This is a genomic window from Streptomyces sp. NPDC056503, from assembly GCF_042794995.1.
In the GTDB taxonomy this organism is placed as follows: domain Bacteria; phylum Actinomycetota; class Actinomycetes; order Streptomycetales; family Streptomycetaceae; genus Streptomyces.
In genome coordinates this window covers 1-26,210 of the sequence record NZ_JBHTST010000125.1, presented here as the reverse complement: position 1 = coordinate 26,210, position 26,210 = coordinate 1, and the positions used below count along the sequence as shown (strand labels likewise).

The window sequence follows — 26,210 nt, the reverse complement described above, 5'->3', positions numbered from 1 at the left end:
CCCCCGGACCGTGCGGTCCGGGGGCGCGGCCTTGTTCCGGGCGGGGTCAGCCGGCCGGGGTGCCGGTCACTCCGGTGGCGGCGAGGAGGGCCCCGGAGGTGTTCCGCTGGGTGGCGATCAGCTGGCCGCCGAGCGCCCCGGCGATCCGGTCACGGTCGCGGGGGTCGACGGTGAAGACCTGGCGACCGGTCGCCTCCGGGTGCGCGGCGCGCTGCTCCTCGGTGAGGGTGGTGGGCAGCAGGCGCAGCCACCGGCCCTCGTCGGTGAGGGCGCCGTCCTCGATCGCGAGGCCGCCCTCGGGTGCGTACACGAGCTGCTGGCTGGTGGAGTCGGTGGGCTTGACGTCCCAGACGAGGGTGGTGGCGTCGAGCCAGCGCGCCTCGGAGCGGGAGAGGTCGAGGTCGGGGGTGGTGCGGATGCTCGGCAGGACGTGGTCGGTGGCGCCGCCGACGAGCCACACCTCCTTTCCGTAGGTGCCGAAGTCCAGGGAGCGGTCGGCGGGGAGGTCCTTCTCGTCGCCCCGGTGGACGATGTAGCTGAGCGTGGTGGCGCCCTCGGAGAGCGGCACCTCGTAGACGGCGCCGTAGGCGTCGGTGCGGACCGGGGCGAGCGGCTTGGACCAGTCGGTGGGCTGGGCGGCGCCGGTCCAGGTGTGCAGGCCCCAGCCGGTGTAGTCGCCGTCCGGGCGGTGGTAGTGGATGACGGCCTTGCGCTCGTCCTGCGGCGGATAGACGCCGGCCGGGACGGTCTCGGTCTGTCCGTCCGCGCCCTGCTCGATCCAGACCTCGCCGGTGCGGTTCAGCTCGACCGTGCGGGCGGCGCCGTCGGGGGTGCCGTCCTTCTCGACGGTGTAGGTGACGGCCGTGGTGCCGGGCTCGACCTTCACCCAGGCGAAGGCTCCGTAGGCGTCCCGGCCGGTGAAGGCGGACCGCCCGCCGGGGGTGTCCAGGGTCCAGCCGTCGTAGTCCGCGTCCTGGCGCCGGTAGTGGACCACGGCGTAGCCGCGTTCGAAGGCGCTGGGGCGGGTGGGGGCGGGCGGCTTGCCGGAGGTGGTGGTGGCGGTGGCGCTCGCGGTGCGGCCGCGGGCGTCGACGACGACGGCCTTGTAGCGCAGCGCCGTGCCTTCGGGGAGACCGGCGGGCAGGTTCTGGGTGACCTTGTGGGGGGCGTGGTCGGCGGTGCCGAGGGTCTGCCAGGGGCCGTTGCCGACCTGGGCGGCGAAGACCACCCGGCTCAGCTCGCCGGCCCGGGTGTCGGCGTCGATCTCGACGGTGCCGGTGGCACCGGCGGCGGGGGCGGTGAGGCGGACGGCGGGGGCGGTGTGCGGGGTGTCGAGGGGGCGGTCGGCCTTGAGGACGACGGAGGACAGGGCGGGCACGGTGAGCGTGATCCGGCGGTCGGAGCCGCTGCGGACGGTGCGGGAGGTTCCGTAGAGCGGGGCGAAGCGCGCCCGGGAGGTGCCGGTGGTGAGGGTGACGGTCTTCTCCGTGGTGGCGTTGTTGACCGCGACCAGGTACTCGGTGCGCCGCTTCGGGTCGACGCGGGAGGCGGCGTGGACGCCGGCGCCGGCGGTGTCGGTGTGGCGCTGGATCTGGACGCCGTCGCGGAGCGCGGGGTGCTCCTTGGTGAGGCGGGAGAGGCGGGAGATGGCCCGGTAGAGGGGGTGGGTGGTGTCGTACGCGTCGGTGGCGTGGGTGCGGTCGGTGCCGAGCCGGTCGTCGTCGAGGTAGTCCGGCACCTGGGAGGCGAAGAGGGTCTGGCGGGCGTCCTTGTCGCCGCCGGCGCCGGTGAAGCCCTGCTCGTCGCCGGAGTAGATCACCGGGTTGCCGCGGGAGAGGAACATCAGCTCGTTGGCGAGCGTGGTGCGGCGGACGAGTTCGGCGTCGGAGGCGTTCGGGTTGTCCTGCTTGAGGAAGGCCCCGAAGCGGCCCATGTCGTGGTTGCCGAGGAAGGTGACCTGCTCGTAGGCGTTGGCCTTGTCGGTGGTGTAGCGGTAGTCCTCGGCGAAGACGTCGGCGAGCGCGGAGGCCGGGCGGCCGAGCGAGGCGACGTCGCGGACGGCCTGCTGGAGCGGGAAGTCGAGGGTGGCGTCGAGCCGGCCCCGGGTGACGTAGGGGGCGGTGACGGCCGGGTCGGAGGAGAGGACCTCGCCGAAGATGAGGAAGTCCTCGCGGCCCTGCTTCTTCGCGTAGGCGTCGAGCGCGCCGGCCCACTGCGTCCAGAACTCCATGTTGACGTTCTTCACGGTGTCGACGCGGAAGCCGTCGATGCCGAAGTCGCGGACCCACGTCTGGTAGATCTCGGCCAGGCCTCGTACGACCTCGGGACGTTCGGTCCACAGGTCGTCGAGTCCGGTGTGGTCGCCGTAGAGGCCGCTCTCGCCGACGAAGGTGGAGTCGCCGCGGTTGTGGTACATCGTCGGGTCGTTGAGCCAGGCGGGCTTCTTGACGTCCCGCTCGGTGTCGGCGACGAGCGGGGTGTACGGGAGGCCGTCGGCGTCCACGGCGGCCGGGGCGCGACTGTCGTCGAAGGGGCGGCCGGTGGTGTCGAGGTAGGGGTAGGCGCCCTTGCCCCGGTAGGCGTAGCGGTTCTCGCCGGAGCGGATGACGTCGGCGGTGTGGTTGGTGATGACGTCGAAGAAGACCTTCATGCCCTTGGCGTGGGCGGCGGCGATCAGCTTCTTGAGGTCGTCGTTGGTGCCGAAGTGGGGGTCGACCCGGGTGAAGTCGGTGATCCAGTAGCCGTGGTAGCCGGCCGAGGCGTCCTTGCCGACGCCCTGCACGGGCTTGTTCTCGAAGATCGGGGCCATCCAGATGGCGGTGGTGCCGAGGCCCTTGATGTAGTCCAGGCGCTGGGTGAGGCCCTTGAGGTCGCCGCCCTGGTAGAAGCCCTTGTCGGTGGGGTCGAAGCCGGTCTCCAGGCGGGTGCCGGTGAGGCCGCCGCGGTCGTTGGACCGGTCGCCGTTGGCGAAGCGGTCCGGGAGCACGAAGTAGAACTGCTCGCGGGTGAGGTCGTGGCGGGCGGGCTGGGCGGCGAGCGTCCGGTCCGAGGGGGGCGGCGGGGTGCGGTGGCCGGCGGAGGCCGGGGCGGGGCCGGTGACCGCGGTCGCCATGAGGGCGACCGCGGTGGCGACGCCGATGCGGGCGGCCCGGCGCGCGGTCCGGCCGGGGGTCGTCAGGGGGGTCTGGTGCACGTCTGGGTCCCTTCCAGAGTGGCGGTGTGTCAGTGCGGGAGCCGGTGGACGCCGGTCGCGCCCAGCAGGGCGCCGTCGGCGGCGCGCTGGGTGGCGATCAGCTGTCCCGTGCGGGCCTCGGCGGCTCGGTCGAGGTCGCGGGGGTCGAGGGCGAACGCCTGCCGGTCGGCGTACTCGGGGTGGGCGGCGCGCTGTTCCCCGGTGAGGGTGGTGGGCAGCAGGCGCAGCCACCGGCCCTCGTCGGTGAGGGCGCCGTCCTGGATCGCGATGCCTCCCTCGGGGGCGTACACGAGCTGCTGGCTGGCGACTCCGGTGCCGGTGCCGCGCCAGACGACGGTGGTGTCGTCGAGCCAGACGGCGTCCTGGCGGCCGAGGTCGAGCGGGAAGGCCCCGGCGAGGGAGGGCGAGAGGTAGGCGGGGTCTCCGGCGAGGCGCCAGACCTCCTTGCCGTGGAGGCGGAAGTCGAGGGCCTCGTCGCCGGGGACGTCCTTCTGCTCCTTCTTGTGGAGGATGTAGCTGAGCGAGCCGGCGCCCTCGGTGAGGTCGACCTCGAAGACCAGGCCGAAGGCGTCCCGGCGGACGGGCGCGATGGGGTCGTTCCACTCGGGCGGGTGGGCGGCGCCGGTCCAGGCGTGCAGGCCCCAGCCCTCGTAGTCGCCGTCGGGGCGGTGGTAGTGGACGACCGCCTTCGCCGGGTCCTGGGGCGCCTGCGCGCCGGCGGGGCGGGTGGCGTCGACGAGGGGGCTGCCCTGCCGGGTCCACACCTCTCCGGCGGCGGTGACGTCGAGGACGCGGGCGGGGCCGTCGGGGACGCCGTCCTTCTCGACCGTGAAGGAGAGGGCGGCGCCGTCCTCGGGCGGGGCGATCCAGGCGAAGGCGCCGTAGGCGTCGCGGCCGGCGAACTCGGCGGTGGTGTCGCCGCTGCGCAGCCGCAGTCCGTCGTAGTCGCCGTCGGGGCGCTGGTGGTGGACGACGACGTGCTTGCGTTCGGCCCTGGGCCGGACGGGCGGCGGGGTGTCGCCGGCGGTGGTGGCGCCGAGGGCGGACGCGGTGCGGCCGGTGCCGTCGACGGCGACCGCCTTGTAGCGGAGCGGGGTGCCGGCGGGGACGGTGGCGGGGATGTTCTGGGTCACCCGGTACGGGGCGTGGTCGGCGGAGCCGAGGGTCCGCCAGGGGCCGTCGCCGACCTGGGCGGCGAAGACCACCCGGCTCAGCGGGTCGCCGGAGACGGTGGCGTCGATCCCGACGGTGCCGGTGGCGCCGGCCGGGGGCACGGTGAGGCTCACGGCGGGGGCCTTCGCGGTCCGGGGCAGGGGGGTGCGGGCCTGGAGGACGACCGCGGACAGGGCGGGCACGGTGAGGGTCACGGTGCCGTCGCGTCCGCTGCGGACGGGTCGGCCGGTGCCGTACAGGGGCCGCAGTTCCTGGCGGGGGGCGCCGGTGGGGACGGTGGCGGTGCGGGGTTCCTCGGCGTTGTTGACGGCGACGAGGTACTCGGTGCGGCGCTCGGGGTCGATCCGGGAGAAGGCGTAGACGCCGGTCCCGTCGGCGGTGTGGCGCTGGATCTGGACGCCGTCGCGGAGCGCGGGGTGCTCCTTGGTGAGGCGGGAGAGGCGGGAGATGGCCCGGTAGAGGGGGTGGGTGGTGTCGTAGGCGTCGGTGGCGTGGGTGCGGTCGGTGCCGAGCCGGTCGTCGTCGAGGTAGTCCGGCACCCGGGAGGCGAAGAGGGTCTGGCGGCTGTCGGAGTCGCCGCCCGCTCCGGTGAAGCCCTGTTCGTCGCCCGCGTAGACGACGGGGTTGCCGCGGGTGAGGAGCAGCAGTTCGTGGGCGAGGCGGTCGCGGCGGACGAGTTCGGCGTCGCTCGCGCCGGGGTTGTCCTGCTTCAGGAAGGTGCCGATGCGGCCCATGTCGTGGCTGCCGAGGAAGGTGACCTGCTCGTAGGCGTTGGCCTTGTCGGTCGTGTAGCGGTGGTCCTGGGCGAGGACGTGGGCGAGGTCGCCGGCGGGTCCGCCGCGCGAGGCGTAGTTGCGCAGCGCGGCCTGGAGCGGGAAGTCGAGGGTGGCGTCGAGGCGGCCCTCGGTGACGTACGGGGCGGTGATGGCGGCGTCGGCGGAGAACGCCTCGGCGAACATGAAGAAGTCCTCGCGGCCCTGGGTCGCGGCGTAGGCGTCGAGCGCGCCGGCCCACTCGGTCCAGAACTCCATGTTGACGTTCTTGGCGGTGTCGACGCGGAAGCCGTCGATGCCGAAGTCGTGGACCCAGGTCCGGTAGATGTCCTTCATGCCCTCGACGACCTCGGGGCGTTCGGTCCACAGGTCGTCGTGGCCGAAGAAGTCGCCGTTGAGGCCGCTCTCGCCGACGAAGGTGGAGTCGCCGCGGTTGTGGTACATCGTCGGGTCGTCGAGCCAGGCGGGGACCTTGGCGGGTCCCTTGACGACCGGGGTGTACGGGAAGGAGCCGGCGTCCACCCCGGGCGTCACGGCGGTGTCGTCGAAGGGGCGCCCGTCCTCGTCGAGGTAGGGGTAGGCGCCCTCGGGGCGGTAGCCGTACTCCTTCTCGGCGTAGTCGACGGTGTCGGCGGTGTGGTTGGTGATGACGTCGAAGAAGACCTTCATGCCCTTGGCGTGGGCGGCGTCGATCAGTTTCCTCAGGTCGTCGTTGGTGCCGAAGTGCGGGTCGACCCGGGTGAAGTCGGTGATCCAGTAGCCGTGGTAGCCGGCGCTCGCGTCCTTGCCGCCGTCGCGGTCCTGGACGGGGATGTTGGTGAAGACCGGGGCCATCCAGAGGGCGGTGGTGCCGAGGCCCTTGATGTAGTCCAGGCGCTGGGTGAGGCCCTTGAGGTCGCCGCCCTGGAAGAACTTCTTGTCGGTGGGGTCGTATCCGGTCTCCAGGCGGGTGCCGGTGAGGCCGCCGCGGTCGTTGGACCGGTCGCCGTTGGCGAAGCGGTCCGGCAGGACCAGGTAGAACTGCTCGCGGGTGAGGTCGTGTCGGGCGGGCTGGGCGGCGAGCGTCCGGTCCGAGGGCGGTGCGGGCGGCGCGGGCGGCGGGGAGGCCGTCGAGGCGGCGGGGACGAGGGCCGTCGTCAGCAGGGCGGCCGCCAGGGACATGGCGGAGCGCCGGACGATTCCGGTCACGGGTGTACTGCTCCTTCGGAGCGCGTCGGGCGGAGGGCGGGCGCGGGGGGTCAGGGCTGTGCGGGGGCGGGCGCGTGCCGGGCCGCGTACCAGCGGACTGTGTCGGCGAGGGCGTCGGCGAAGACGGCGCGGGGGCGGTAGCCCAGTTCGCGGCGGATGCGGGTGTCGTCGACCGCGTACCGCAGGTCGTGGCCCTTGCGGTCGGCGACCCGGACGATCCGTTCGGGTCCCGCTCCGCAGAGGGCGAGCAGACGGCCGGTCAGCTCCAGGTTGGTGAGGGCCGTGCCGCCGCCGACGTTGTAGACGCGGCCGGGGCGTCCGCCCGTGCGGACCAGTTCCACGGCGGTCACGTGGTCCTCCACGTGGAGCCAGTCGCGGATCTGCGAGCCGTCGCCGTACAGGGGCACGTTCTCCCCGGTCAGCAGGGCGGTGACGAAGCGCGGGACGAGCTTCTCCGGGTGCTGGCGCGGGCCGAAGTTGTTGGAGCAGCGGGTGACGCGGACGTCCAGGCCGTGGGTGGTGTGGTAGGCCAGCGCCATCAGGTCGGCGGCGGCCTTGGAGGCGGCGTACGGGGAACTGGGGCGCGGCACGTCGTCCTCGCGGGCGGCGCCGGTGGCGATCGAGCCGTACACCTCGTCGGTGGAGATCTGGACGAAGGTGCGGACGTGGTGCCGGACGGCCGCGTCGAGGAGGGTCTGGGTGCCGAGGACGTTGGTGCGGACGAAGGGCGAGCCGTCCTCGACGGACCGGTCGACGTGGGACTCGGCGGCGAAGTGGACGAGGTCGTCGTGGCCGGGCACGAGCCCGTCGACGAGGACGGGGTCGGCGACGTCGCCTCGGACGAAGCGGAGGCGGGGGTCGTCGAGGACCGGGGCGAGGTGGGCGGTGCTGCCCGCGTAGGTGAGGTCGTCGAGGACCGTCACGGAGACGTCGGGGGGCCCGTCGGGGCCGAGGAGGCGCAGGACGTGGGCCGAGCCGATGAAGCCGGCCCCGCCGGTGACGAGGACGCGTCGGGTCATGGGTGGAGGTGCACCTTGCTGTGGTCGCCCAGCACGAGGCGGTGGGCGTGGGGGTGGCGGGGGGCCGTCACGACGGCGTCCCGCCCGATGAAGGAGCGTTCGATGCGGCCGGCCCGGTCGACGTCGGCGCCGTCCAGGAGGACGGAGCCCTCGATGGAGCTGTCGTGGACCCGGCAGTTGGCGCCGATCGAGGTGTAGGGGCCGATCACGGCGTCGCTGATGACGGAGCCGGGGCCGATGACGACGGGGCCGGTGATGCGGGAGCCCCGGACGACGGCGCCCTCGCCGAGGCGGACGCGGCCCACGACGGCGCTGTCGGGGTCGATCTTGCCGTCGAGCCGTCCGGGCAGGCCGTCGAGGACGTGCCGGTTGGCCTCCAGCATGTCGTCGACGCTGCCGGTGTCGCGCCACACGGAGGTGGTGACGTCGGCGCGGACGTCGTGCCCGGCCTCGACGAGCCACTGGACGGCGTGGGTGAGTTCCAGTTCGCCCCGGGCCGAGGGCCGGATCGCGGCGACCGCCTCGTGGACGGCGGGCCCGAAGGCGTACACGCCGATGAGGGCGAGGTCGCTGCGCGGGCGGTCGGGCTTCTCCTCGACCCGCAGCACCCGGCCGGCCGGGTCGACCTCGGCGACGCCGAAGGCGCTGGGGTCGGGCACGGCGGTGACGAGCAGCCTGGCCGCGGCGGGCTCGGCGGTGGCGCGGGCGGTGAAACCGGTGACGCCGCCGTCGAGGTAGTTGTCCCCGAGGTGGAGCAGGAAGTCGTCGTCGGCGAGGAAGTCGCGGGCGACGGCCACCGCGTGGGCCAGTCCGAGCGCCCGGTCCTGGGGGACGTAGGTGACGTCGAGCCCGAAGGCGCGTCCGTCGCCGACGGCGCGGCGGATGTCGTCGGCGTAGGAGCCCACGACGAGTCCGACGTCACGGATGCCGGCGGCGGCGATGGATTCCAGGGCGTAGAAGAGCACCGGTTTGTTGGCGATCGGCAGGAGCTGCTTGGTCCCGGTGTGGGTGAAGGGGCGCAGCCGGCTGCCGGTCCCACCGGCCAGGACCAGGGCCTTCACATCGGCTGCCTTCGGTCGGGTGCGGCCTTGGGGTGTCTGTGCACGGTCCCTCCTCGTGTTCGAGGTGTGTGTCGGCGGTCGCACCGGCGACTCAAGCAGAGCTCCCGCACCGACTGCAAGACATGTCTGAAAGTTTCTGCAATCTCTTGCTGAAAGGTGGCGCCCAATGCTTCACTCGCACCTCGAAACGATCAATCGCTCGGTCAACTGGCGGAAAACCCACGTCAGTTCGTTCGACCCTTGGGAGCTCCGGTGGCAGGTCACCAGCGAGAAGCGCTGGCCAGGGAGGCACGGCATCGGGCACCCGGCCAATCGGAGGAGGCCGCCCTCGCCCGGCGCGTCTTCACCGAGGGCCGCGGTGCCGTCCTCACCGATCTCGACGGCAACCAGTACCTGGACTTCGCCGCGGGCACGCTCACCCAGTCGCTGGGCCACTCCCACCCCGAGGTGGTGGCGGCCCTGACCCGGCAGGCCGGGCGGCTGTGGAACGTCCACGACAGCTCCACGCCCGAACGGGCCGACTTCTTCGAGCTGTTGGCCCGCCTACTGCCCGAACACCTCGACACCTACGCGCTGTTCTCCACCGGCGCCGAGGTGGTCGAGGCGGCGCTGCGGGTCGTCCAGTCCACCGCCCCGCCCGGCCGCAACCGGATCGGCGCGCTGCGCCACGGCTTCCACGGCAAGACCATGGGCGCCCGGATGCTCGTCCACTGGGACGTCGGCCACCAGTCCTTCGCCGGCAACAGCGTGCTGGGCTACGCCCCGTACTGCTACCGCTGCCCCCTGGAGCTGGAGCGCCCCACCTGCGGCATCCGCTGCGCCGACCTCGTCACCAAGCACATCGCCACCAAGCCGAACGTCTCCGCGCTGGTCTTCGAACCGGTCCTCGGCGCCGCCGGCGTGATCGTCCCGCCGCCCGGCTACTGGGAGCGGATCTCGGCGGCCTGCCGGGAGAACGGCGTGCTGCTCGTCGCCGACGAGGTCGCCACCGGAGGCGGCCGCACCGGCGCCTTCCTCGCCTCCGAACTCGTCGGTGTGGAACCGGACCTGGTCGCCCTCTCCAAGGGCATGGCCAACGGCTTCCCCTTCGCCGTACTGGCCGGCCGCCACGAGCTGCTGCACCGCCCCGAGGCCGCCCCGCCCGGCGCGTACGCCTCCACCTACGCCGGCAACCCGCTGGGGATCGCCGCCGCCCGCGCCACCCTGGAGGTCGTCGCACGCGACCGGCTCCTGGACCGGGTGCGGGTCCTCGGCGACCGGCTCGGCGAGCACCTCGCCGCGCTCCACGACCGCTTCGAGGTGCTCGGCGACGTCCGGGGCCTCGGCCTGCTGCACGGACTGGAGTTCGTCCGCGACCGGGCGAGCCGCACCCCCGCCCCCGAGATCGCGCGCGCCGTCTACACCACCGCCCTCGACCTGGGACTGCGCACCGCCGTCGGCGGGCACGTCATCCGGCTCGCGCCGCCCTTCACCCTGGACGAGCAGCTGCTCGACGAAGGGGCCCGCATCCTCGGCGAGGCCATCGGGCGGGTGACCGCGTGATCGTCGCCGAAGGACTCACCAAGGACTTCCGGATCGCCGAACGGCGGCCCGGTCTGCTCGGCAGCCTCTCCACCCTGCTCACCCGCGAGTACCGCACCGTGCGCGCCGTCGACGGCATCTCCTTCGCGCTGCGCGCCGGTTCGAAGACCGCGTACATCGGCGCCAACGGCGCCGGCAAGTCCACCACCATCAAGATGCTCACCGGCATCATGACGCCCACCTCGGGCCGCTGCCTGGTGAACGGCGTCGAGCCCTACCGGCACCGGCGCGAGAACGCCCGAGCGATCGGCGTGGTCTTCGGACAGCGCAGCCAGCTGTGGTGGGACCTGTCGGTGCCCGACTCCTTCCAGATCCTGCGCCGGATCTACGAGATACCCGACGCGGTGTACGAGCGGAACCTCGCGCTCTACCGCGAGCTGCTCGACATCGACGCCCTCGGCACCACCCCCGTACGCCAGTTGAGCCTCGGCCAGCGGATGCGCGCCGAGATCGCCGCGAGCCTGCTGCACGACCCGGAGGTCGTCTTCTGGGACGAACCGACCATCGGCCTCGACATGGTCCTCAAGGAAGCGGTCCGGGAGCTGGTGAACCGGGCCAACGCCGAACGCGGCACCACCGTGCTGCTCACCAGCCACGACCTGTCCGACATCGCCGCCATCTGCGACGACGCGCTCGTCGTCGACGGCGGCCGGGTCGTGCACGAGGGCACCCTCCACGAACTGCTGCGCCGGGCCGACCGCCGCTCCGTCGTCTTCGACCACCGGGGCGGCCCCGGCCCGCGGGCCGCCGTCGACGGCATCGAGGCCGGACTGCCCGGCGCCACCGCCGCCGTCACCCCGGAGGGCCGGATCCGGGTCGACTACCCGGCCGACGCCTTCACCTCGCGGCAGGTCCTCGGCTTCCTCCTGGACCGGTTCGAACTCGCCGACTGCTACGCCCCCGAGCCGGACCTGGAGACGGTGCTCCGGCAGATCTACCGGGGCGTGCCCGCCGCCCGGGACGGCGGCGGCAGATGAGACCGGCCCTCCGTCCCGGCAGCTACCTGCCCTTCGCCACCAGCGGACTGCAGTCCCTGCTCCAGTACCGCTCGACCTTCCTCATCACCGGGATCACCGCGGCGGCCGGCGCGGCCGTCACCGTCTTCCTGTGGCGGGCGGTGTACGCGGACTCCTCAGGACCCGGCCCCGGCGGCTTCACCCCGGCCAGCATCACCACCTACCTCGTGGTGGCACAGGTGCTGGCGGTGGTGCACACCAACCGGGTGGACGACGAGGTCGCCGCCGAGGTCTACCGGGGCGACATCGCGGTGACGCTGGTCCGCCCGGTCGCCTACCCGCTGGTCCGGTTCGCCGCCTGCCTGCCGGTGATCGCCGCCAACGCCGTCCTGGTCGGGGTGCCGCTCCTGGTCCTCTTCGCCGCCCTCGTCCCGCTGACCGCGCCGACCCCGGCGGACGCCCTGCTGTTCCTGCCGTCCGCCGTGCTGTCGGTGCTCATCGCCTTCTGCGTGAACCTGCTGACCGGCATGGCCGGCTTCGTCACCACCAACACCTGGGGCGTGCGGATGGCCAAGCAGGGCATCGTCGCCTTCTTCGCCGGACAGATGGTGCCGCTGGCCCTGCTCCCCGGACCGCTGCACGCCCTCGCGATGGCACTGCCCTTCCGGGCCATGGCCGACGGACCGCTCACCCTGCTCCTCGGCCGGTACGAGGGGGCCGCGGGCGCGGCCGCCGTCCTCGGCCACCAGCTGGCCTGGACCGCCGGACTCGTCCTGCTGTGCGCCGCGCTCTGGCGGACGGCCGTCTCCCGGCTGGAGGTGCTCGGCGGATGAGCCGCACGCTCGGCGGCCGGCTGCGGCTGGCGCTCTTCCTCGGCGGGGTCGGGCTGCACCGGCTCGCCGCCTACCGGCTCGACTTCCTCCTCGGCTCCGGGGCGTTCCTGATCCGGGTCGGGCTCCAGACGGTCGCGGTCGGCGTGGTCTTCAGCCATGTCCCGGCCGTCGCCGGCTGGTCCTACCACCAGGTCCTCTTCCTCCTCGGCTGCGCGCTGCTGTCGCGCGGACTCGACCACCTCTTCACCGACCAGCTGTGGGAGCTGAGCCGCAAGCTGATCCAGCGCGGCGAGTTCTACCGCTACCTCATCCGCCCGGTGGACCCGCTCTTCGCCCTCCTGTCGGAACGCTTCTTCCACCCCGACGGGATCGGCGAACTCGCCGTCGGCCTCGTCCTGGTGCTGTGGAGCGGGTCCGAGCTCGGGCTCGACCCCACCGCCGTCCAGTGGGCCCTGGCCCCGCTGCTGGTGCTGGCCGGGGCACTGATCCACGCCTCCGTGAAGCTGTTCTTCGCCTCGCTGTCCTTCTGGACGGTGACGAGCATGCCGGCGCTCCAGACCGTCACCCAGGTCTCCGAGTTCGCGGGCTACCCGCTGGACCTCTACCACGTCTCCCTGCGCACCCTCCTGACCTGGGTGCTGCCCTTCGCCTTCACGTCGTACGCCCCCGCCGTCTACCTCCTGCACGGCGACACCGGACTCCTCCGGTGGCTGCCGGTGGTGACCGGCCTTTCCCTCCTCGCCGCGCTGGCGCTGTGGCGCCGCGGCCTGGCCCGATACGAGATGACCGGGAGTTGACGAACCGCGTGACCAGCGCCACCCAGATCCGTGAACTGCTGCGCGCCGCCGCCTGGCTGCCGGAGGACGGCCGCCGGGCCGACCGCCACGAGGTGGCCGACGAGGCCGACCTCGGCGACGGACTCCGGCTCGTCGTGACCACCGCCGTCGGCGGACCGGCGCACGGCCGGCGGTTCCTCGTCCCCGTCCGCGCGGACGCCGAAGGACGCCCCTCCGAGGCGCCGGGCACCGAGGACTTCGACCGAGCGTGCGTCCGGCTCGCCGCGGCGGGCGCCCGGATCCCCACCGCCCGCGGCGGACACGTCGCCTTCCGGGGATCCGGCCCCGCCCCCCGCACGGTCCGGGTCCGCCCCTTCGACCGCGGATGGTCCTCGAACTCGCTCTCCCTGCTCGACCTCGACGGCCGGCCCCACCTGCACAAGACGTACCGGACCCTCGGCCCGGAGGTGCGGGAACCGGAGCTGCTGCGCCTGATGGACGGCAGCGGCCACACGCCCCGCTGGTTCGGCGACTACTCCTACGTCCCGCCCGGCGGCGGCCCCCCGCTGCCGCTCGGGGTGGTGTACGCGTACACCCCGGGTTCCGGCATGGACGCCCCGCTCCGCGCGAACCTGCGCGCCCTGTGGCCGGAGCTCGCCACCGCCGGACCGGCCGGCCCCGCCGCCCTCGACGCGCTGGTGCGCGCGCATCTCGCGCCGCTCGCCGGCACGCTCACCGCCGCCCGGGAGTTCCTCGGCTCCTTCCACGAGGAGCTGCGGACCCGGCTCGGCGGGGACGCGCCGCCCGCCGCGTACCCGGTGGAGCGGGCGCTCGACGCCGCCGAGGCCCGGATCGGCGCCCTGGCCGCCCGCGGCCGGGACGAGGCGGTCCTGCCCGCGGCGGTCCTCGACGACGCCTTCCGGGCGCTCGGCGAGGAGGCCGCGCTGCTGCGGACCGCGTTCGCGGCCTCCACGGCACCGCGCCCCGCCGGGCCCTGCCACGGCGACCTGCACCTGTCGCACCTGTTCGCCGACCCGCCGCGGGTCATCGACATCTCCACCCCCAGCACCGGGCCGGGCGAAGCGGGCTGGGAGGAGCAGTCGCCGCTGGAGGACCTGGTGGCGCTCGGCCGCGCCCTGGAGTACTTCTCCGCCGACGAGGCCGCCGACCACGCCGCCCGGCTCCTCGGTGTGGACTCCACCCGGACCATGCTCGCCTCGCTCGACGGCGGCGCCGGGCTGTCCCCGGCCGAACGGCCCCCGCTGCGCCTCGTCTTCGCGACCGCCGACGCGTGGCGGAGGGAGGTCGCCCGGCTGCTGCTCGGCCCCTCGTCGTCGGCGGCGGAGCACGGCGGCGAGGAGCTGCGCCGGCTGCTCCACCTGCGCCGCCTGCTGCACGAGCTCGACTACAACTTCGCGCACGCCCGGCCCTACCACGCGGCCATCGACCTGCGCCACGCGCCGGACCTCGGCCGCCCCACCCACCGCACCCGCACTCTCACCACGAGGAACTGACGTGAGTGACGCCACCGACGGCCCCCTGCACATCATCGAGACGTACTTCGAATGCTGCGGATTCGACCACACCTTCCTCCAGGGCGGCACCTCGGTCTACCTCTGGAACATCTCGCGCGCCTTCGCCCGCAAGGGGCACCGGGTCTCCATCGTGACCCCGGCGCACGGCCGCCTCGACGACCTGCGCCGCCGCCACACCGTGGAGGACCTGCCCTACGAGGACGTCCACACCCTCCCCCTGGTGCTCGACCCCGAGGTGTGGCGCGGCTTCCCGGCGGAGGTGCCGGTGGAGCTGCGCACCACCGCGCACCGGATCCGGCTGGAGGGCGTCGACCTCTACTTCCTGTCCAACGACTACCTGGACCGGCTGCCCGACACCTTCTACCCGCCGTACGCGGCGAAGGGCAGCGACCTCACCTTCTTCAAGCCGCTGGTCTTCCAGGTGGAGAGCGTCCGCTTCCTGCGCGGCTGGTTCGGCGGCGAGCGGGCGGTCGTCCACGCCCACGAGCCGTACTACCACTACCTGTTGCCCGCCGCACTCGCCGGCGACCCGCTGAAGAGCGTGGTGACGACCGTGCAGAGCAACATGCCGATCACCAAGAAGGTGTACGGCCCCGAGGTCCGCCGGCTGCTCGGCCTGCTCGGCGCCCCGCCGCTGCCCGAGGAACCGCCGGCCCCGCCGGCCGGGGTGCGCGAGGCGCAGCGCCAGTACCAGACCCGGACGCACCTGCACTACGAGTACCCGGAGGACCACCTCACCGTCTACGGCCTGGTCGCCGACCACTCCGACCGGATCGACTTCCTCTGCGAGGGCCAGCGGGACTTCTCCAACGGCTTCCAGGACACGCCCTTCGAGGAGCTGTTCGCGGCGCTGCCGGTCGCGGAGACGGTCCGGCGCAACGCGCACAAGCAGTTCGTCGGCGGCTGCGCCGTGTCCGACGCCTGGCTGGCGGGCGATCCGGACGCGGTGGACCGGACGGCGGTGCTCTCCGGCCTCGGTCTGGACCCGGCGCTGCCCACCTTCTTCCACAACGCCCGCTACGCGGTGCACCACAAGGGCCAGGTCGAGCTCTTCCGCGCGGTCGACCGGGTGCTGTCCGAGGGGCTGGACGCCAACTTCGTGCTGCGCTGCATCTCCGGCACCGGCATCGACGACCCGTACGTCCACGAGGTCGTCGCCCGGCACCGGGGCCGGATCCACCTGGAGTGGGAGCGGGTCGACGAGGAGCGGGTCTTCGCGCTCGCCTCCGCCGCCGACTTCTGCGTCTTCCCGTCCAAGTTCGAGATGGACACCTTCCTCATCGCGCAGGGCGAGGCGATGGCCTGCGGAGCGGTGCCCATCGCCACCGCCCAGTGGGGCATGGCGCACTTCGGGCACGCGGACGAGGGCGACGGGCGGACCGGCTTCGCCGTCAACCGCTCCTTCGCCGAGGACGACGCCCTGCTCGTCGACGCGCTCGTCGACCGGCTGCGGCAGGCCGCCCGCCTGTACCGGGAGCACCCCGAGGAGTACCGGGCGCTGTCCGGCCGGGCCCGCGCGGTGGCCCGCACCTTCACCTGGGACCACGTCGCCGATCTGCACCTGGAGGTGTTCCGGGAGCTGTGGCGCGGGACCCCTCCCGAACCGGCCACCGGGGCGGCGCTGCGGCACGGCTGGTTCGGGCTGCTGCCGGACGCCGTGTGGAAGGAGCGGCCGGACGAGGTGCTGGCGGCGGCCGTCGCCGCCGGGGACCTCGACGCCGCCGGACGGCTCGGGCCGCTCACCGCCCCCCTGGCGCTGCGGTTCTTCGACGCCGCCTGGGCGCGGGCCGACTTCGCGACCTGCGAGGAGGTCGTGGCACGTGCCCCCGGCGCGGTGCCGGCGGAGCGGACCGCACCGCTGCGCGGGCGCTGCCGGCCGGGCGGAGAGGGGCTGATCTACCGCCTCGGGCACGCCGAGCGGGTCGAGCTGGTCGTCCCGGGCCCCCGGGACGAGGGGGGCCGCGGGGAGGCACGGGTCACCGAGTGGACCCGGACCGCCCCCGGCGAGTTCACCGGCGCCGGGCCGGCGGGGGATCCCGCCGCCCGGCTCCTCCTGACGCTGTCGAACGGGCGGATCGCCTGGGACGAGGTACGACATGGCTGACCACCCCACCTCCGCGCGGGACTCCGGCACCGCCGCGGTCCGGACCGTGCTGCTGGCCGGCGGGCGCGGCGAGCGGATGGGCCGGCTCGGCGCCGGCCGGCTGAAGCCCCTGGTGCCGTACGGCGGCGCCTGCCGGCTCGTCGACTTCAGCCTGGCCAACGCCCGCGACTCCGGCCTGGCCGAGGTGCTGCTGCTCTCGCAGTACGAGGAGCGGCTCCTCATGGACGACCTGCACACGGTCTGGAACGGCGTCGCGCCCGGCTTCCGCGTCCACTTCGGCCCGTACGACGCCGCCTACCGCGCGGCCGGCGACGGCCTGCCCGAGGAGCTTCCCGGGCGGACCTGGCCGCTGGAGCGCGGCACGGCCGACGCCCTGATCCGCAAGGCCGACCACGTCTTCGGCCCGCGCACCGAGCACGTGATGGTGCTCCACTCCGACCACGTGTACCGCTTCGACTACCGGCCCCTGATCCGGCGCCACATCGAGCGGCGGGCCGCGCTGACCCTCGCCTACCAGCGGATCGACCCGCGGTACGTACACCTCTTCGGGATGGTCGGCCTCGACCGCGAGGAACGGCTCACCTCCTTCGTGGAGAAGCCCGAACACCCCACGTCCGACCTGGTGTTCGCGGCCTTCTGCGTCTTCGACGCGACCGTGCTGCGGCGCTATCTGGAGGCCCTGGACGGAACGGGGTGGCAGCACGACATCAGCCGGGACGTCATCCCCGCCATGCTCGCCGGCGGGGAGCGGATCCTCGGCCACCGGGTCGAGGGGCACTGGGAGGACATCGGCACGGTGGAGCGCTACCACCGCGCCCACCTCGCGATGACCCGCCCGGACGCGACGCTTCCGGTGACGGCGCTGCCGCGCGTCCTCGCCCCCGGCGTGTCCCGCGGCCTGGTCGACCGGGCGCCCGGGGTGCACCGCTCGATGGTGCCGATGGGCCTGGTCAACCGGGGCCTGGTCGAGGAGAGCGTGGTCTTCCCCGGGGCGCGGATCGGGGCGGACGCCCGGGTGCGGCGCAGCGTGGTGCTGCCCGGTGCCGTGGTGCCCGACGGGGCCGACATCGACTCCGCGGTCGTCCTGGAGGACGGCTTCGTCCAGCACGTCGAACCGATGCCGTCCGCGGCACGCTGAGGAGCCCCATGCACATCGTCAACTTCGCCTACGAGTGCGGGGGCTTCGACCCCCGGCTGATGCGCGGCGGACTGTCGCCGCTGGTGTGGAACCTGTCACGGGAGTACGCGGCGCTGGGCCACCGGGTGTCGATCGTGACCCCCGCGCACGGGCACCTGGAGCGGCTGCGCGCCACCCACCCGGTCGAGGAGCTGGACTACCGCGTCGACCACACGGTGCCGCTGGTCCTCGACCCGAAGACCTGGCCGGGCCGGCCCGCCGAGCTGTCGCTGACGCTGACCACCCGGGCGTACCGGCTGCGCCTCGACGGCGTGGACGTCTACCTCCTCTCCGATTCCCATCTCGACCTGCTGCCGGACCGGCTGTACCCGCCGCCGGACTCCGAGGGCCGGGAGCTGTCCTTCTTCAAGCCGCTGGTCTTCCAGGTCGCCGGGCTGCGCTTCCTGCGCGACCGGCTGGGCGCCGGGCACGGGGAGGGCGCCGAGCCGGCGATCGTGCACGGCTTCGAGCCCTCGTACCACCACCTGGTGCCCCTGGTCCTGAAGGACGACCCGCGCTGGAGGTGCGTCAGCACGGTCGCGGCCAACGCTCCCGTCACCCACAAGGTCTACCGGCCGCAGACCGAGGCGGTGCTGCGGCTCTTCGGCGTCGATCCGCTCCGGATCGGCGCCGGTGGCGGCGAGCCCCTCGCCCTGGACGCCTGGGAGGAGCCGGCCCCGCCGGAGGACTCCCCCACCGCGGCGATGGTCCGGGCGCTCGCCGCGACCCGGCTGCACACCGAGTTCGGCCCCGACCACGTGTCGCTCTTCCCTCAACTCCTCGCCCACGCCGACCTCGTGGACTTCGTCTCGCCCGGCCAGCGCGACCACCACAGCACCTTCGAGGGCACCCCGATGGAGCGGTACGTGAGCGGCCTGCCGGTCGCCCGGCTGCTGCGGCGGCACGCGGGCAAGCTCTTCGACGGCGGCTGCGGGGTCTCCGACGCGTGGCTGGCGCGCGACCCGGCCGCGGTCGACCGGGCGGCGGTGCTGCGCGGCATGGGACTCGACCCGGCGCGCCCCGTCTTCTCCCACTCGGCCCGGTACGCGGTGCACCACAAGGGCCAGCTGGAGCTCTTCCGGGCGATCGAGGAGGTGCTGGCGGAGGGCATCGAGGCGTCCTTCGTGCTGCGCTGCGCGACGGGCGCGGGCGGCGCGGCCGCGACGGCGCCCGCCAACGCGTACTTCCAGCGGATCGCGGACGCCCACCCGGACCGGGTGCGGCTGGACTGGACGCTGGTCGGCGAGGACACGCTGTTCGCCGAGGCGGCGTGCGCGGACTTCACCGTGTGCCCCTCCAAGTTCGAACTGGACGGCTTCCTGATCGCCCAGGCGGAGGCGATGGCCTGCGGCGCGGTGCCGATCGGGACCGCGCAGCGGACGACCGCCCACTTCGGGCACGCGCTGCCGCACACCCACCCGGACGCGACCGGCTTCGCGGTGCGCGGTTCCTTCCGCGACGACGACCGGGAGCTGGCCGGACTGCTGGCCGGCCGGATCCGGGAGGCGGAGCGGATGTTCCGCGAGGCCCCGGAGGAGTACGCCCGCCTGTCGCGGAACGCGGCCCGCACCGCCCGCGGCTTCACCTGGGGGGAGAGCGCCCGCCGCCGGCTCGGCGCCTTCCGGGAGCTGCTCGACGGCGTCCCCCGCCGGCTGCCCGCCCGGGACGCCGCGCGGTACGGCTGGTTCGAGCTGCTGGACGGGACGGAGCTCGCGGAGCACCGCGAGACGGTCCTCCGGCACGCCCTGGAGCGGGGCGACGCCGAGGCCTACGGGCGGTGCGCGGAGCTCGACGGGGCCGCGTACGAGGCGTTGTTCGCCGCCGCGTACGGGCGGGCGGACTTCGAGCGCTGCGCCGCCCTGGCCCGTGACGCGGGGCGGGACGACCTCATGGCGCCGGTGCGGCACCGGTGCCGGATCGCCCCGGCCGCTCCGGACGCCCCGCACGCGGTGGAGTACCGCCATCCGGGGCTGATCGCGGTGGACGCGGTCGTGGACGGCGCGGCCCCGGGACCGGTGGACGCCGGTGACGCGCCGCTGGAGTCGGCCGACGAGGCCGCCCGCTCCGACGAGCCGGTGCCGGCGGCCGGGACCACCCGGCTGGTGGCGCTGCGTCGGGACGCCGACGGCGTCTTCCGCGGCGCGGTCCCGGCCGGCGGGCCGCGCGGCGGCCTGGTGCTGCGGCTCACCCTCGACGACGGGAGGACCGCCTGGGACCACGTGCCGGTGCCGGAGGCGCCGCCGTACCGGGTGGTCGCGACCGACCTCGACGGCACCCTGCTGCGGTCCGATCTGACGGTGTCCGGCCGGACCCGGCGGGCGCTGGAGCTGGTGGCCGCGTCGGGGGCCGCGCACCTGGTGGTGACGGGCCGTCCGGCGGCGGCGTGCCGCCGGCTCCTGGACTCCCTGGGCTACACCGGCCTGGCGGTGTGCGGGCAGGGCGCGCAGCTGTACGACGCGGGCACGGACCGGCTGCTGTCGGCGGAGCGGCTCGACACGGAGCTGGCCCGCTCGGTGGTGGCACGGGTGGAGGAGCTCCTCGGCCCGCTGGAGCTGGGGGTGGTGACCTCTCCGCCGGAGAGCCGGTTCAAGGTCACGCCCGGCTTCGGCGAGCGGGTGCGGCACGGCTGGGACGTGACCGCCGACCGCGCCCTGCTGTGGGACGCGCCGATCGACAAGCTGGTGCTGCACCACCGCACGGTCGGGGACGACGCGCTCGCGGAGGCCGCCCTGCGGCTCTGCGGCGACGAGGTGACCGTCGTGCACTCGGTGCGGGGCATGGTGGAGGTGCTGCCCCGGGGGATCACCAAGGGCACCGGCGTGGCGCGGGCGCTGGAGCTGCTCGGCCGCACCGGGGCGGAGACCGTCGGCTTCGGCGACATGCCCAACGACATCCCGCTGCTGGCGCTCGCCGGGCACGGGGTGGCCGTCGCCAACGCGCACCCCGCGCTGCGGGCCGTCGCGGACGAGATCGCGCCCGGCCACGAGGAGGACGGCGTGGCGGCGGTCCTGGAGCGCCTCTTCGGCACGCCGGTGGTGCCGTTCGCGCCGCCGGGGCGTGGTCCGGCGCCGGCGACCACCGCCGCGCCCGCCGACGCCACTGCGGGAGGTGCCCGGTGAGCGATCCGCTGAAGGCGCTCGCCGAGGCGTACGGGGTGGCGACCGCGTACCGGACCGACCGGGGACGGGAGGTCGCGGTGGCCCGGGACACCCTGGTCGCGGTCCTCGCGGCGTGCGGGGTGGACGGCTCGACGCCGGCCGCCGCCCGGGCCGCCCTGGCGGCCCACCGCGCCGTCCGGGCCCGGCGGCTCGTGCCGCCGTGCGTCGTCGTCGACGGGCCGGACGGCCCGCTCCCCCGGTTGCCCCGGGGTGCCCGCGCGGAGGTGCTGTGCGCCGACGGGCGGGTGCGGGGCCTGGCGGACGGGCCGCTGCCGGCCGGGCGGCACACGCTGACGGTGGAGGCGGACGGCCGGCGCGACACGGCGGTGCTGCTCGTCGCGCCGGAGCGCCCGGGCCCCGCCCCGTACTCCTGGGGCTTCCTCGTCCAGCTCTACTTCCTGCTGTCCCGCCGCTCCTGGGGCATGGGCGACCTCGGCGACCTGACCGGGCTCGTCTCCTGGGCGGGACGGGAACTCGGCGCGGACTTCGTCCAGTTGGGGCCGCTGCACGCGATGGAGCCGGGGCCGCTGCCCGATCCGTCGCCGTACCGGCCGAGCAGCCGGAGGTTCCCCGACCCGATGCACGTCCGGGTCGAGGACGTCCCGGAGGCCGCGGGGCTCACCGACGGTCCGCGGAGCCGGGTCCGGCAGCTCGCCGAGCGGGCCGCGGCGCTCAACGCGGCGGTTCTGGACGGGAGTTCCCTGATCCGCCGCGAGGAGGTGCGGGAGTCGAAGCTGCGGGCGCTGCGCGAGGTGTACGAGGTGCCCCGCACCCCGGCGCGCGAGGCCGCGTTCGCCGCGTACACCGAACGGGAGGGCGGGGACCTCACCGACTTCGCCACCTGGTGCGCGCTGGCCGAGGTGCACGGTCCGGCGTGGCGGTCCTGGCCGGCCGGGCTGCGCGATCCCCGCTCGGCCGAGGTGACCCGCGCCCGGCGGGTGCTGGCCGATGCGGTCGGCTTCCACCGCTGGCTCGCCTGGATCACCGACGAGCAGCTGGCCGGCGCCCAGCGGGCCGCCAGGGAGGCGGGCATGCGGATCGGCCTGGTGCACGACCTCGCGGTCGGGGTGGCCCCGGAGGGAGCGGACGCCTGGGCCCTGCGGCACTGCCTCGCCGAGGGCATGTCGGTGGGCGCCCCGCCGGACGACTTCAACCCGGCCGGGCAGGACTGGGGCCAGCCGCCGTGGCGACCGGACGCGCTGGCCGCCGAGGGGTACCGCCCGTTCGCCGCGCTGCTGCGGGCCGGCCTGCGGCACGCGGGCGCGCTCCGCGTCGACCACGTGATGGGCCTCTTCCGGCTCTGGTGGGTGCCCGAGGGCCGCCCGCCGGACGAGGGCACCTACGTGCGCTACGACGGCGCGGCGATGCTGGCCGTGCTCGCGGCGGAGGCGGCCGACGCCGGGGCGCTGGTGATCGGCGAGGACCTGGGCACGGTCGAGACGGGCGTCCGCGAGGCGCTCGCGGACCGGGGCGTGATCGGGACGGCCGTCCAGCGCTTCGAGTACGAGGGCGGGTCGGAGGGCCGGCTCGGGCCGCTCGCCCCGGAGAAGTGGCGGGAGCACTGCCTGGCCACCCTCACCACCCACGACCTGCCGAGCACGGCCGCCTGGCTCAGCGGGGAGCACGTCGAACTGCGCGACCGGCTGGGCCTGTCGACCCGGCCGGTCGCGGAGGAACGGGCGGAGGCGGCCCGCGAGCGGGACGGCTGGCTGGCCGAGCTGGAGCGGCTCGGCCTGCTGCCGGACCCGGCGGGCGAGGTCGCCGCGCTCCACACGTACCTGGGCCGGACCCCGGCCCGCATGATCGGGGTCTGGCTGCCGGACCTGACCGGCGACCGGCGGCCGCAGAACCTGCCGGGCACGGCGGGGCTGCACCCCAACTGGTGCCTGCCGGTCGCCGACGGGGAGGGGCGGCCCGTCCCCCTGGAGGAGCTGACCGAGGCTCCGCTCGCCCATCACCTGGCCGGGGCGTTCGCCGGACGGCCGGAAGCACACCGAGACATCGAGGAGAGGCATGCCTAGCCGGGTTCTTGCTGACGAGGAACGCCTGCCGGGCGTCCGGGAGGACGCCGACGGTTTCAGCCTGCTCGCGCCGGACGGCACCGGATACCGGGCGGAGCTGATCTCCGGGGTGCTCTCCCCGGACAACCCCGCCCTGGCGCGCGCGATCGGCGGGCGGCGGGTGGTGGCCTTCACGGGGCCGACCGTCGGCGGCCTGTACGGGGAGGCGCTGGTCCGCTACCTGGAGGCGCACCTCGCCCCGGGCAGCTGGACGCTGCACACGATCGGCACCGGGGAGCGGAACAAGACGCTGGCCACGGCGGAGCGGGTCTGCGCGCTCGCCAAGGCCGACGGCCTGGACCGGCACGGGGTGATGCTCGCCCTGGGCGGCGGGATCGTCGCGGACGTGGTCGGCTTCGCCGCGTCGATGTACGCGCGGGGGATCCGGCACATCCGGATCAACACCACGCTGGTCGGCCAGGTCGACGTGGGCGTGGGGGTGAAGACGGGGGTCAACGCCCTGCACACGAAGAACATGTTCGGCGCCTACCACCCGGCGCACGCCTCGCTGAGCGACCCCGCCTTCCTCGCCACCCTCCCCGTGCGGGAGATCCGCTGCGGTCTGGCGGAGATCGTGAAGATGGCGGTGATCCTGGACGAGGAGCTGTTCACCACCCTGGAGCGGTACCCCGACGCCTTCCGGGCGTCCGGGACGCCGACGCCGCCCGAGGTGGAGACGTACGTCCTGCGGACCTCCATGCGCCTGATGATGGAGGAGCTCTGCCCGAACCTGCGGGAGAAGAACCTGGCCCGCCTGGTCGACTTCGGGCACACCTTCAGCCCCGTCGTCGAGACCGCCGGCGACCACCGGCTGGAGCACGGCGAGGCGGTCGCCGTGGACATGGCCCTCTCGGCCTGCCTGGCCCTGCGGATCGGGCTGCTCGACGAGGCGTCGTGCGACCGGATCATCGGGCTGCTCGCCCGGATCGGGCTGCCCGTCTTCGACCCGGAGACCTGCACGCCGGAGCTGATGACCCGGGCGCTGGAGGAGTCGTGGGAGCGGCGGGGCCGCCGGCTGCACCTGGTGGTGCCGGCGGCGGTGGGCAAGGCGGTCTTCGTCGACGAGCTCGCCGACGTGACCCCCGAGGTGCTCCGCCACGCGCTCGGCGAACTCGCCCGGCGGGCCGCCGGGTTCGCGGCCGAGGGGGTGGGAGCGTGAGCGGCGCGGCACGGCCGGTGGTGAACCTCAGGGAGCTGTTCGCCCCCAAGGAGCACGACCACGGCGGGCACGGGACGATCCTCGCCCACCGGATCCTCGCCCGGGGCGCCGGGAGCCCGGGGGCGTCCTTCATCGACCTGGCGGTGCTGCCGCCGGGCACTTCGATCGGCCGCCACCGGCACGGCCGCGACCGGGAGACGTACGTGGTGCTGAGCGGCAGCGGCGTGATGCTCCGGGACGGCGCCGAGTTCCGGGTGACGGCCGGGGACGTGGTGGTCAACGAGCCGTACGGCGAGCACGGGCTGAGCAACGACTCCACGGGGGACCTGGCCCTGCTCGTCTTCGAGGAGGAGGTGCCCGATGACCTTCCCGCGGGCTGACGCCGCTGCCGCGCCGGCCGGACGGCGGATCACCGTCATGGACGTCGGCGGGACGACGCTGCGGGTCGGAACCTTCGACGCCGCCGCGGGCGGTCTGCTGCCGGACGTGCGCCGGAGACCCGTCGACGGCATGGCCCGCTTCCCCGGGTCCCCCGTCCCGGCGCTCCAGCGGCGGGTCGTCGAGCAGATCGCGCGCGAGGCGGAGCGGGAGGCCGCCGCCTCCGGCTCCGACGGCCTGAGCGTCGCCTTCGCCGGCCCGGTCGGCCGTGACGGGACCGTGCGGGGGGCGCCGACGGTGTGGGGCGGGGGCGGCGGTCCGCTGCCCCTCCGGGAGCTCCTGGAGGCCCGGCTGCCGGTGCCGGTGCTGGTCGTCAACGACCTGACGGCGGGGGCCTGGCGGTACGGGGCCGGTTCCCCCGAGCCGTTCTGCCTGCTCACGATCAGCTCGGGCATCGGGAACAAGGTGTTCCGGGGCGGCGAGGTGCTCCTCGACGACGAGGGGCACGGCGGGGAGCTGGGCCACTGGACCTACGACCGCTCGCCGGACGCGCCGCCGTGCGACTGCGGCGGCCGGGGCCACCTCGGGGCGCTCGCCTCCGGGCGGGGGGTGCTCGCCGCCGTGCGGCGGGCCGCCGCGGCGGATCCGGAGGGGTACGCGCGCTCGGCGCCGGCCCGGACGGCGGCCGACCCGGCGGCGGTGGACAACCCGTCGATCGCGGCGGCCGTCCGGGCCGGGGACCCCTTCACCACGGAGGTGCTGCGGGGCACGCTGGTGCCGCTGGCGGCGGCGATCGGCGGGGTGTTCGCCTCGATCGGGATCCGCCGGTTCGTGCTGATGGGCGGCTTCGCCCTGGCGGTCGGCGAGCGGTACCGCGCACTGCTGACGGAGGAGCTGCTCCGGCAGGGCTGCTTCGGCCTGACGGACGCGCAGATCGCGTCGATGGTGGTGCTCGGGGCGGACGACGACGACCACGGCCTGATCGGCGCGGGCCTCCTGATGGACCGCCGGCTGGGCCCGGCGCCGGACGGCACGGGGACGGCGGGAACGGCGGGAACGGCAGGAACGCCGAAGGCGGCGGAGAGGACGGAGAGGGTGATGGCGCGATGAACGCGGACCCGGCGGGTCACGGGCCCGTCCTCGTGGTCGGCAGCGGCTTCGTCGGCACGGAGATCGCCCGGCGGCTCGTCGGCGAGGGCCGGACGGTGACGCTGGCCTCGCGCGGCCGGCCCGCCCGGCCGCCCGAGGCGTACGGGGCGCGCTGGACGCCGCTGGACGCCACCGACCCGGCCGCCTGCGCCGGGGTCGTGGCGCGGGTCCGGCCCCGCGCGGTGGTCCTGGTGCACGGACCGTCGGACGTCACCTGGTGCGAGGCGCACCCGGAGGAGGCGGCCGCCGCGCACACGGCGGCGACGGCGTCCTTCGCCGCGCTGCCGGACCTGGACCGGCTGGTGATGATCTCCACCGACAACGTCTTCGACGGCGCCTCGGCGCGGAACGTGGAGGCGACTCCGACGGCCCCGGCGAACGCGTACGGGACGGCGAAGCGGCGGGCCGAGGAGCTGCTGCTCGCCCGGGCGGTGTCCCCGGCGACGGTGCTGCGGGTCAGTCTCGTCTACGGGCACGAGCCGGCCGACGCCGGGAAGTGGCTGAACTTCTTCGCGTCCTGCGCCCACCGGCTGGCCCGGGGGGAGCCGGTGGAGGCACCGGCCGACCAGTGGACGACGCCCGTCCTGGTCGAGGACGTGGCGGCGGTGACCTCGCTGCTGCTCCGCCCCGGTGGCGCGGTGCCCGCGCTGCTGCACCTCGGTGGCCCGGAGCGGGTCTCCCGGGCCGGGTGGGCACGCGAGATCGCGCGGGCGCTGGGGGCCTCGGAGGAGTTGGTGCGTCCGGTGCCCCGGGCCTCGGGCCGCTATGCCTCCCGGCCGGAGAACACCTGTCTGGCCAGTACGTCGCTGGCGTCGGTACCGGGGATGGAGGCCGTCACGCTCCGGGGCGTCGGGGCCGCCGCGGCGGTGCTGGCCCCCGCGTTCCGCGACGCCTGAGTCCGGGCCGCCGGTCCGTCGGCGACGCCCCCCGTCAGCGG

The 26,210-nt window shown here is 74.7% G+C and carries 15 protein-coding genes and 2 pseudogenes; 13 read left to right on the top strand and 4 right to left on the bottom strand.

Translation table 11 applies throughout. The features are described 5' to 3' along the window. Window positions 1–67: 67 nt before the first annotated feature. The 4 genes and pseudogenes from ACFQ8C_RS29130 to ACFQ8C_RS29115 form a co-directional block, all read right to left on the bottom strand. Window positions 68–3,112, bottom strand: a pseudogene (locus tag ACFQ8C_RS29130) (alpha-amylase family glycosyl hydrolase); the annotation flags it as partial. 128 nt (window positions 3,113–3,240) lie between these two features. Next, window positions 3,241–6,300 (bottom strand): annotated as a pseudogene (locus ACFQ8C_RS29125) (alpha-amylase family glycosyl hydrolase); the annotation flags it as partial. Window positions 6,301–6,377: 77 nt separating this feature from the next. Then, window positions 6,378–7,346, bottom strand: a complete 969-nt coding sequence (gene rfbB, locus ACFQ8C_RS29120) for a dTDP-glucose 4,6-dehydratase (RefSeq protein WP_383462960.1) — start codon at window positions 7,344–7,346, stop codon at window positions 6,378–6,380. Further along, window positions 7,343–8,407, bottom strand: coding sequence for a glucose-1-phosphate thymidylyltransferase (locus ACFQ8C_RS29115; protein ID WP_383462957.1), 1,065 nt, complete (start codon window positions 8,405–8,407; stop codon window positions 7,343–7,345). The genes rfbB and ACFQ8C_RS29115 overlap by 4 nt, the downstream gene beginning before the upstream one ends. A 252-nt stretch (window positions 8,408–8,659) precedes the next feature. On the opposite strand from ACFQ8C_RS29115, the gene ACFQ8C_RS29110 reads away from it, so the two are divergent. The 13 genes from ACFQ8C_RS29110 to ACFQ8C_RS29050 are packed head-to-tail and all read left to right on the top strand — an operon-like array spanning window position 8,660 to window position 26,169. Beyond that, window positions 8,660–9,949, top strand: a complete 1,290-nt coding sequence (locus ACFQ8C_RS29110; protein ID WP_383462954.1) for an aspartate aminotransferase family protein — start codon at window positions 8,660–8,662, stop codon at window positions 9,947–9,949. Beyond that, window positions 9,946–10,965, top strand: coding sequence for an ATP-binding cassette domain-containing protein (locus ACFQ8C_RS29105; protein ID WP_383462952.1), 1,020 nt, complete (start codon window positions 9,946–9,948; stop codon window positions 10,963–10,965). The genes ACFQ8C_RS29110 and ACFQ8C_RS29105 overlap by 4 nt, the downstream gene beginning before the upstream one ends. Continuing rightward, entirely contained in the window at window positions 10,962–11,777 is an 816-nt protein-coding gene (locus tag ACFQ8C_RS29100) for an ABC transporter permease (protein WP_383462949.1), read from the top strand. Before ACFQ8C_RS29105 ends, ACFQ8C_RS29100 begins: the two co-directional genes overlap by 4 nt. After that, a complete protein-coding gene (locus tag ACFQ8C_RS29095) occupies window positions 11,774–12,574 on the top strand; it encodes an ABC transporter permease (protein ID WP_383462946.1) in 801 nt (266 codons plus the stop codon). Before ACFQ8C_RS29100 ends, ACFQ8C_RS29095 begins: the two co-directional genes overlap by 4 nt. 8 nt (window positions 12,575–12,582) lie before the next feature. After that, window positions 12,583–14,067, top strand: coding sequence for a hypothetical protein (locus ACFQ8C_RS29090; protein ID WP_383462943.1), 1,485 nt, complete (start codon window positions 12,583–12,585; stop codon window positions 14,065–14,067). 1 nt (window position 14,068) lies between these two features. Beyond that, complete coding sequence (locus tag ACFQ8C_RS29085) at window positions 14,069–16,192, top strand: glycosyltransferase (protein ID WP_383462940.1); 2,124 nt, start codon at window positions 14,069–14,071, stop codon at window positions 16,190–16,192. Next, window positions 16,185–17,330: a sugar phosphate nucleotidyltransferase gene (locus tag ACFQ8C_RS29080; RefSeq protein WP_383462938.1), complete on the top strand. Its 1,146-nt coding sequence runs from the start codon at window positions 16,185–16,187 to the stop codon at window positions 17,328–17,330. The genes ACFQ8C_RS29085 and ACFQ8C_RS29080 overlap by 8 nt, the downstream gene beginning before the upstream one ends. An 8-nt stretch (window positions 17,331–17,338) precedes the next feature. Then, complete coding sequence (locus tag ACFQ8C_RS29075) at window positions 17,339–20,488, top strand: HAD-IIB family hydrolase (protein ID WP_383462936.1); 3,150 nt, start codon at window positions 17,339–17,341, stop codon at window positions 20,486–20,488. Next, entirely contained in the window at window positions 20,485–22,548 is a 2,064-nt protein-coding gene (gene malQ, locus ACFQ8C_RS29070) for a 4-alpha-glucanotransferase (RefSeq protein WP_383462934.1), read from the top strand. Before ACFQ8C_RS29075 ends, malQ begins: the two co-directional genes overlap by 4 nt. After that, window positions 22,541–23,746 (top strand): sedoheptulose 7-phosphate cyclase, encoded by a 1,206-nt coding sequence (locus ACFQ8C_RS29065; protein ID WP_383462931.1) that lies wholly within the window; start codon window positions 22,541–22,543, stop codon window positions 23,744–23,746. The genes malQ and ACFQ8C_RS29065 overlap by 8 nt, the downstream gene beginning before the upstream one ends. Further along, entirely contained in the window at window positions 23,743–24,126 is a 384-nt protein-coding gene (locus tag ACFQ8C_RS29060) for a cupin domain-containing protein (RefSeq protein WP_383462929.1), read from the top strand. Before ACFQ8C_RS29065 ends, ACFQ8C_RS29060 begins: the two co-directional genes overlap by 4 nt. Next, window positions 24,107–25,234: an ROK family protein gene (locus ACFQ8C_RS29055; RefSeq protein WP_383462927.1), complete on the top strand. Its 1,128-nt coding sequence runs from the start codon at window positions 24,107–24,109 to the stop codon at window positions 25,232–25,234. Before ACFQ8C_RS29060 ends, ACFQ8C_RS29055 begins: the two co-directional genes overlap by 20 nt. Further along, window positions 25,231–26,169: an SDR family oxidoreductase gene (locus tag ACFQ8C_RS29050; protein ID WP_383462924.1), complete on the top strand. Its 939-nt coding sequence runs from the start codon at window positions 25,231–25,233 to the stop codon at window positions 26,167–26,169. The genes ACFQ8C_RS29055 and ACFQ8C_RS29050 overlap by 4 nt, the downstream gene beginning before the upstream one ends. Window positions 26,170–26,210: the final 41 nt, after the last annotated feature.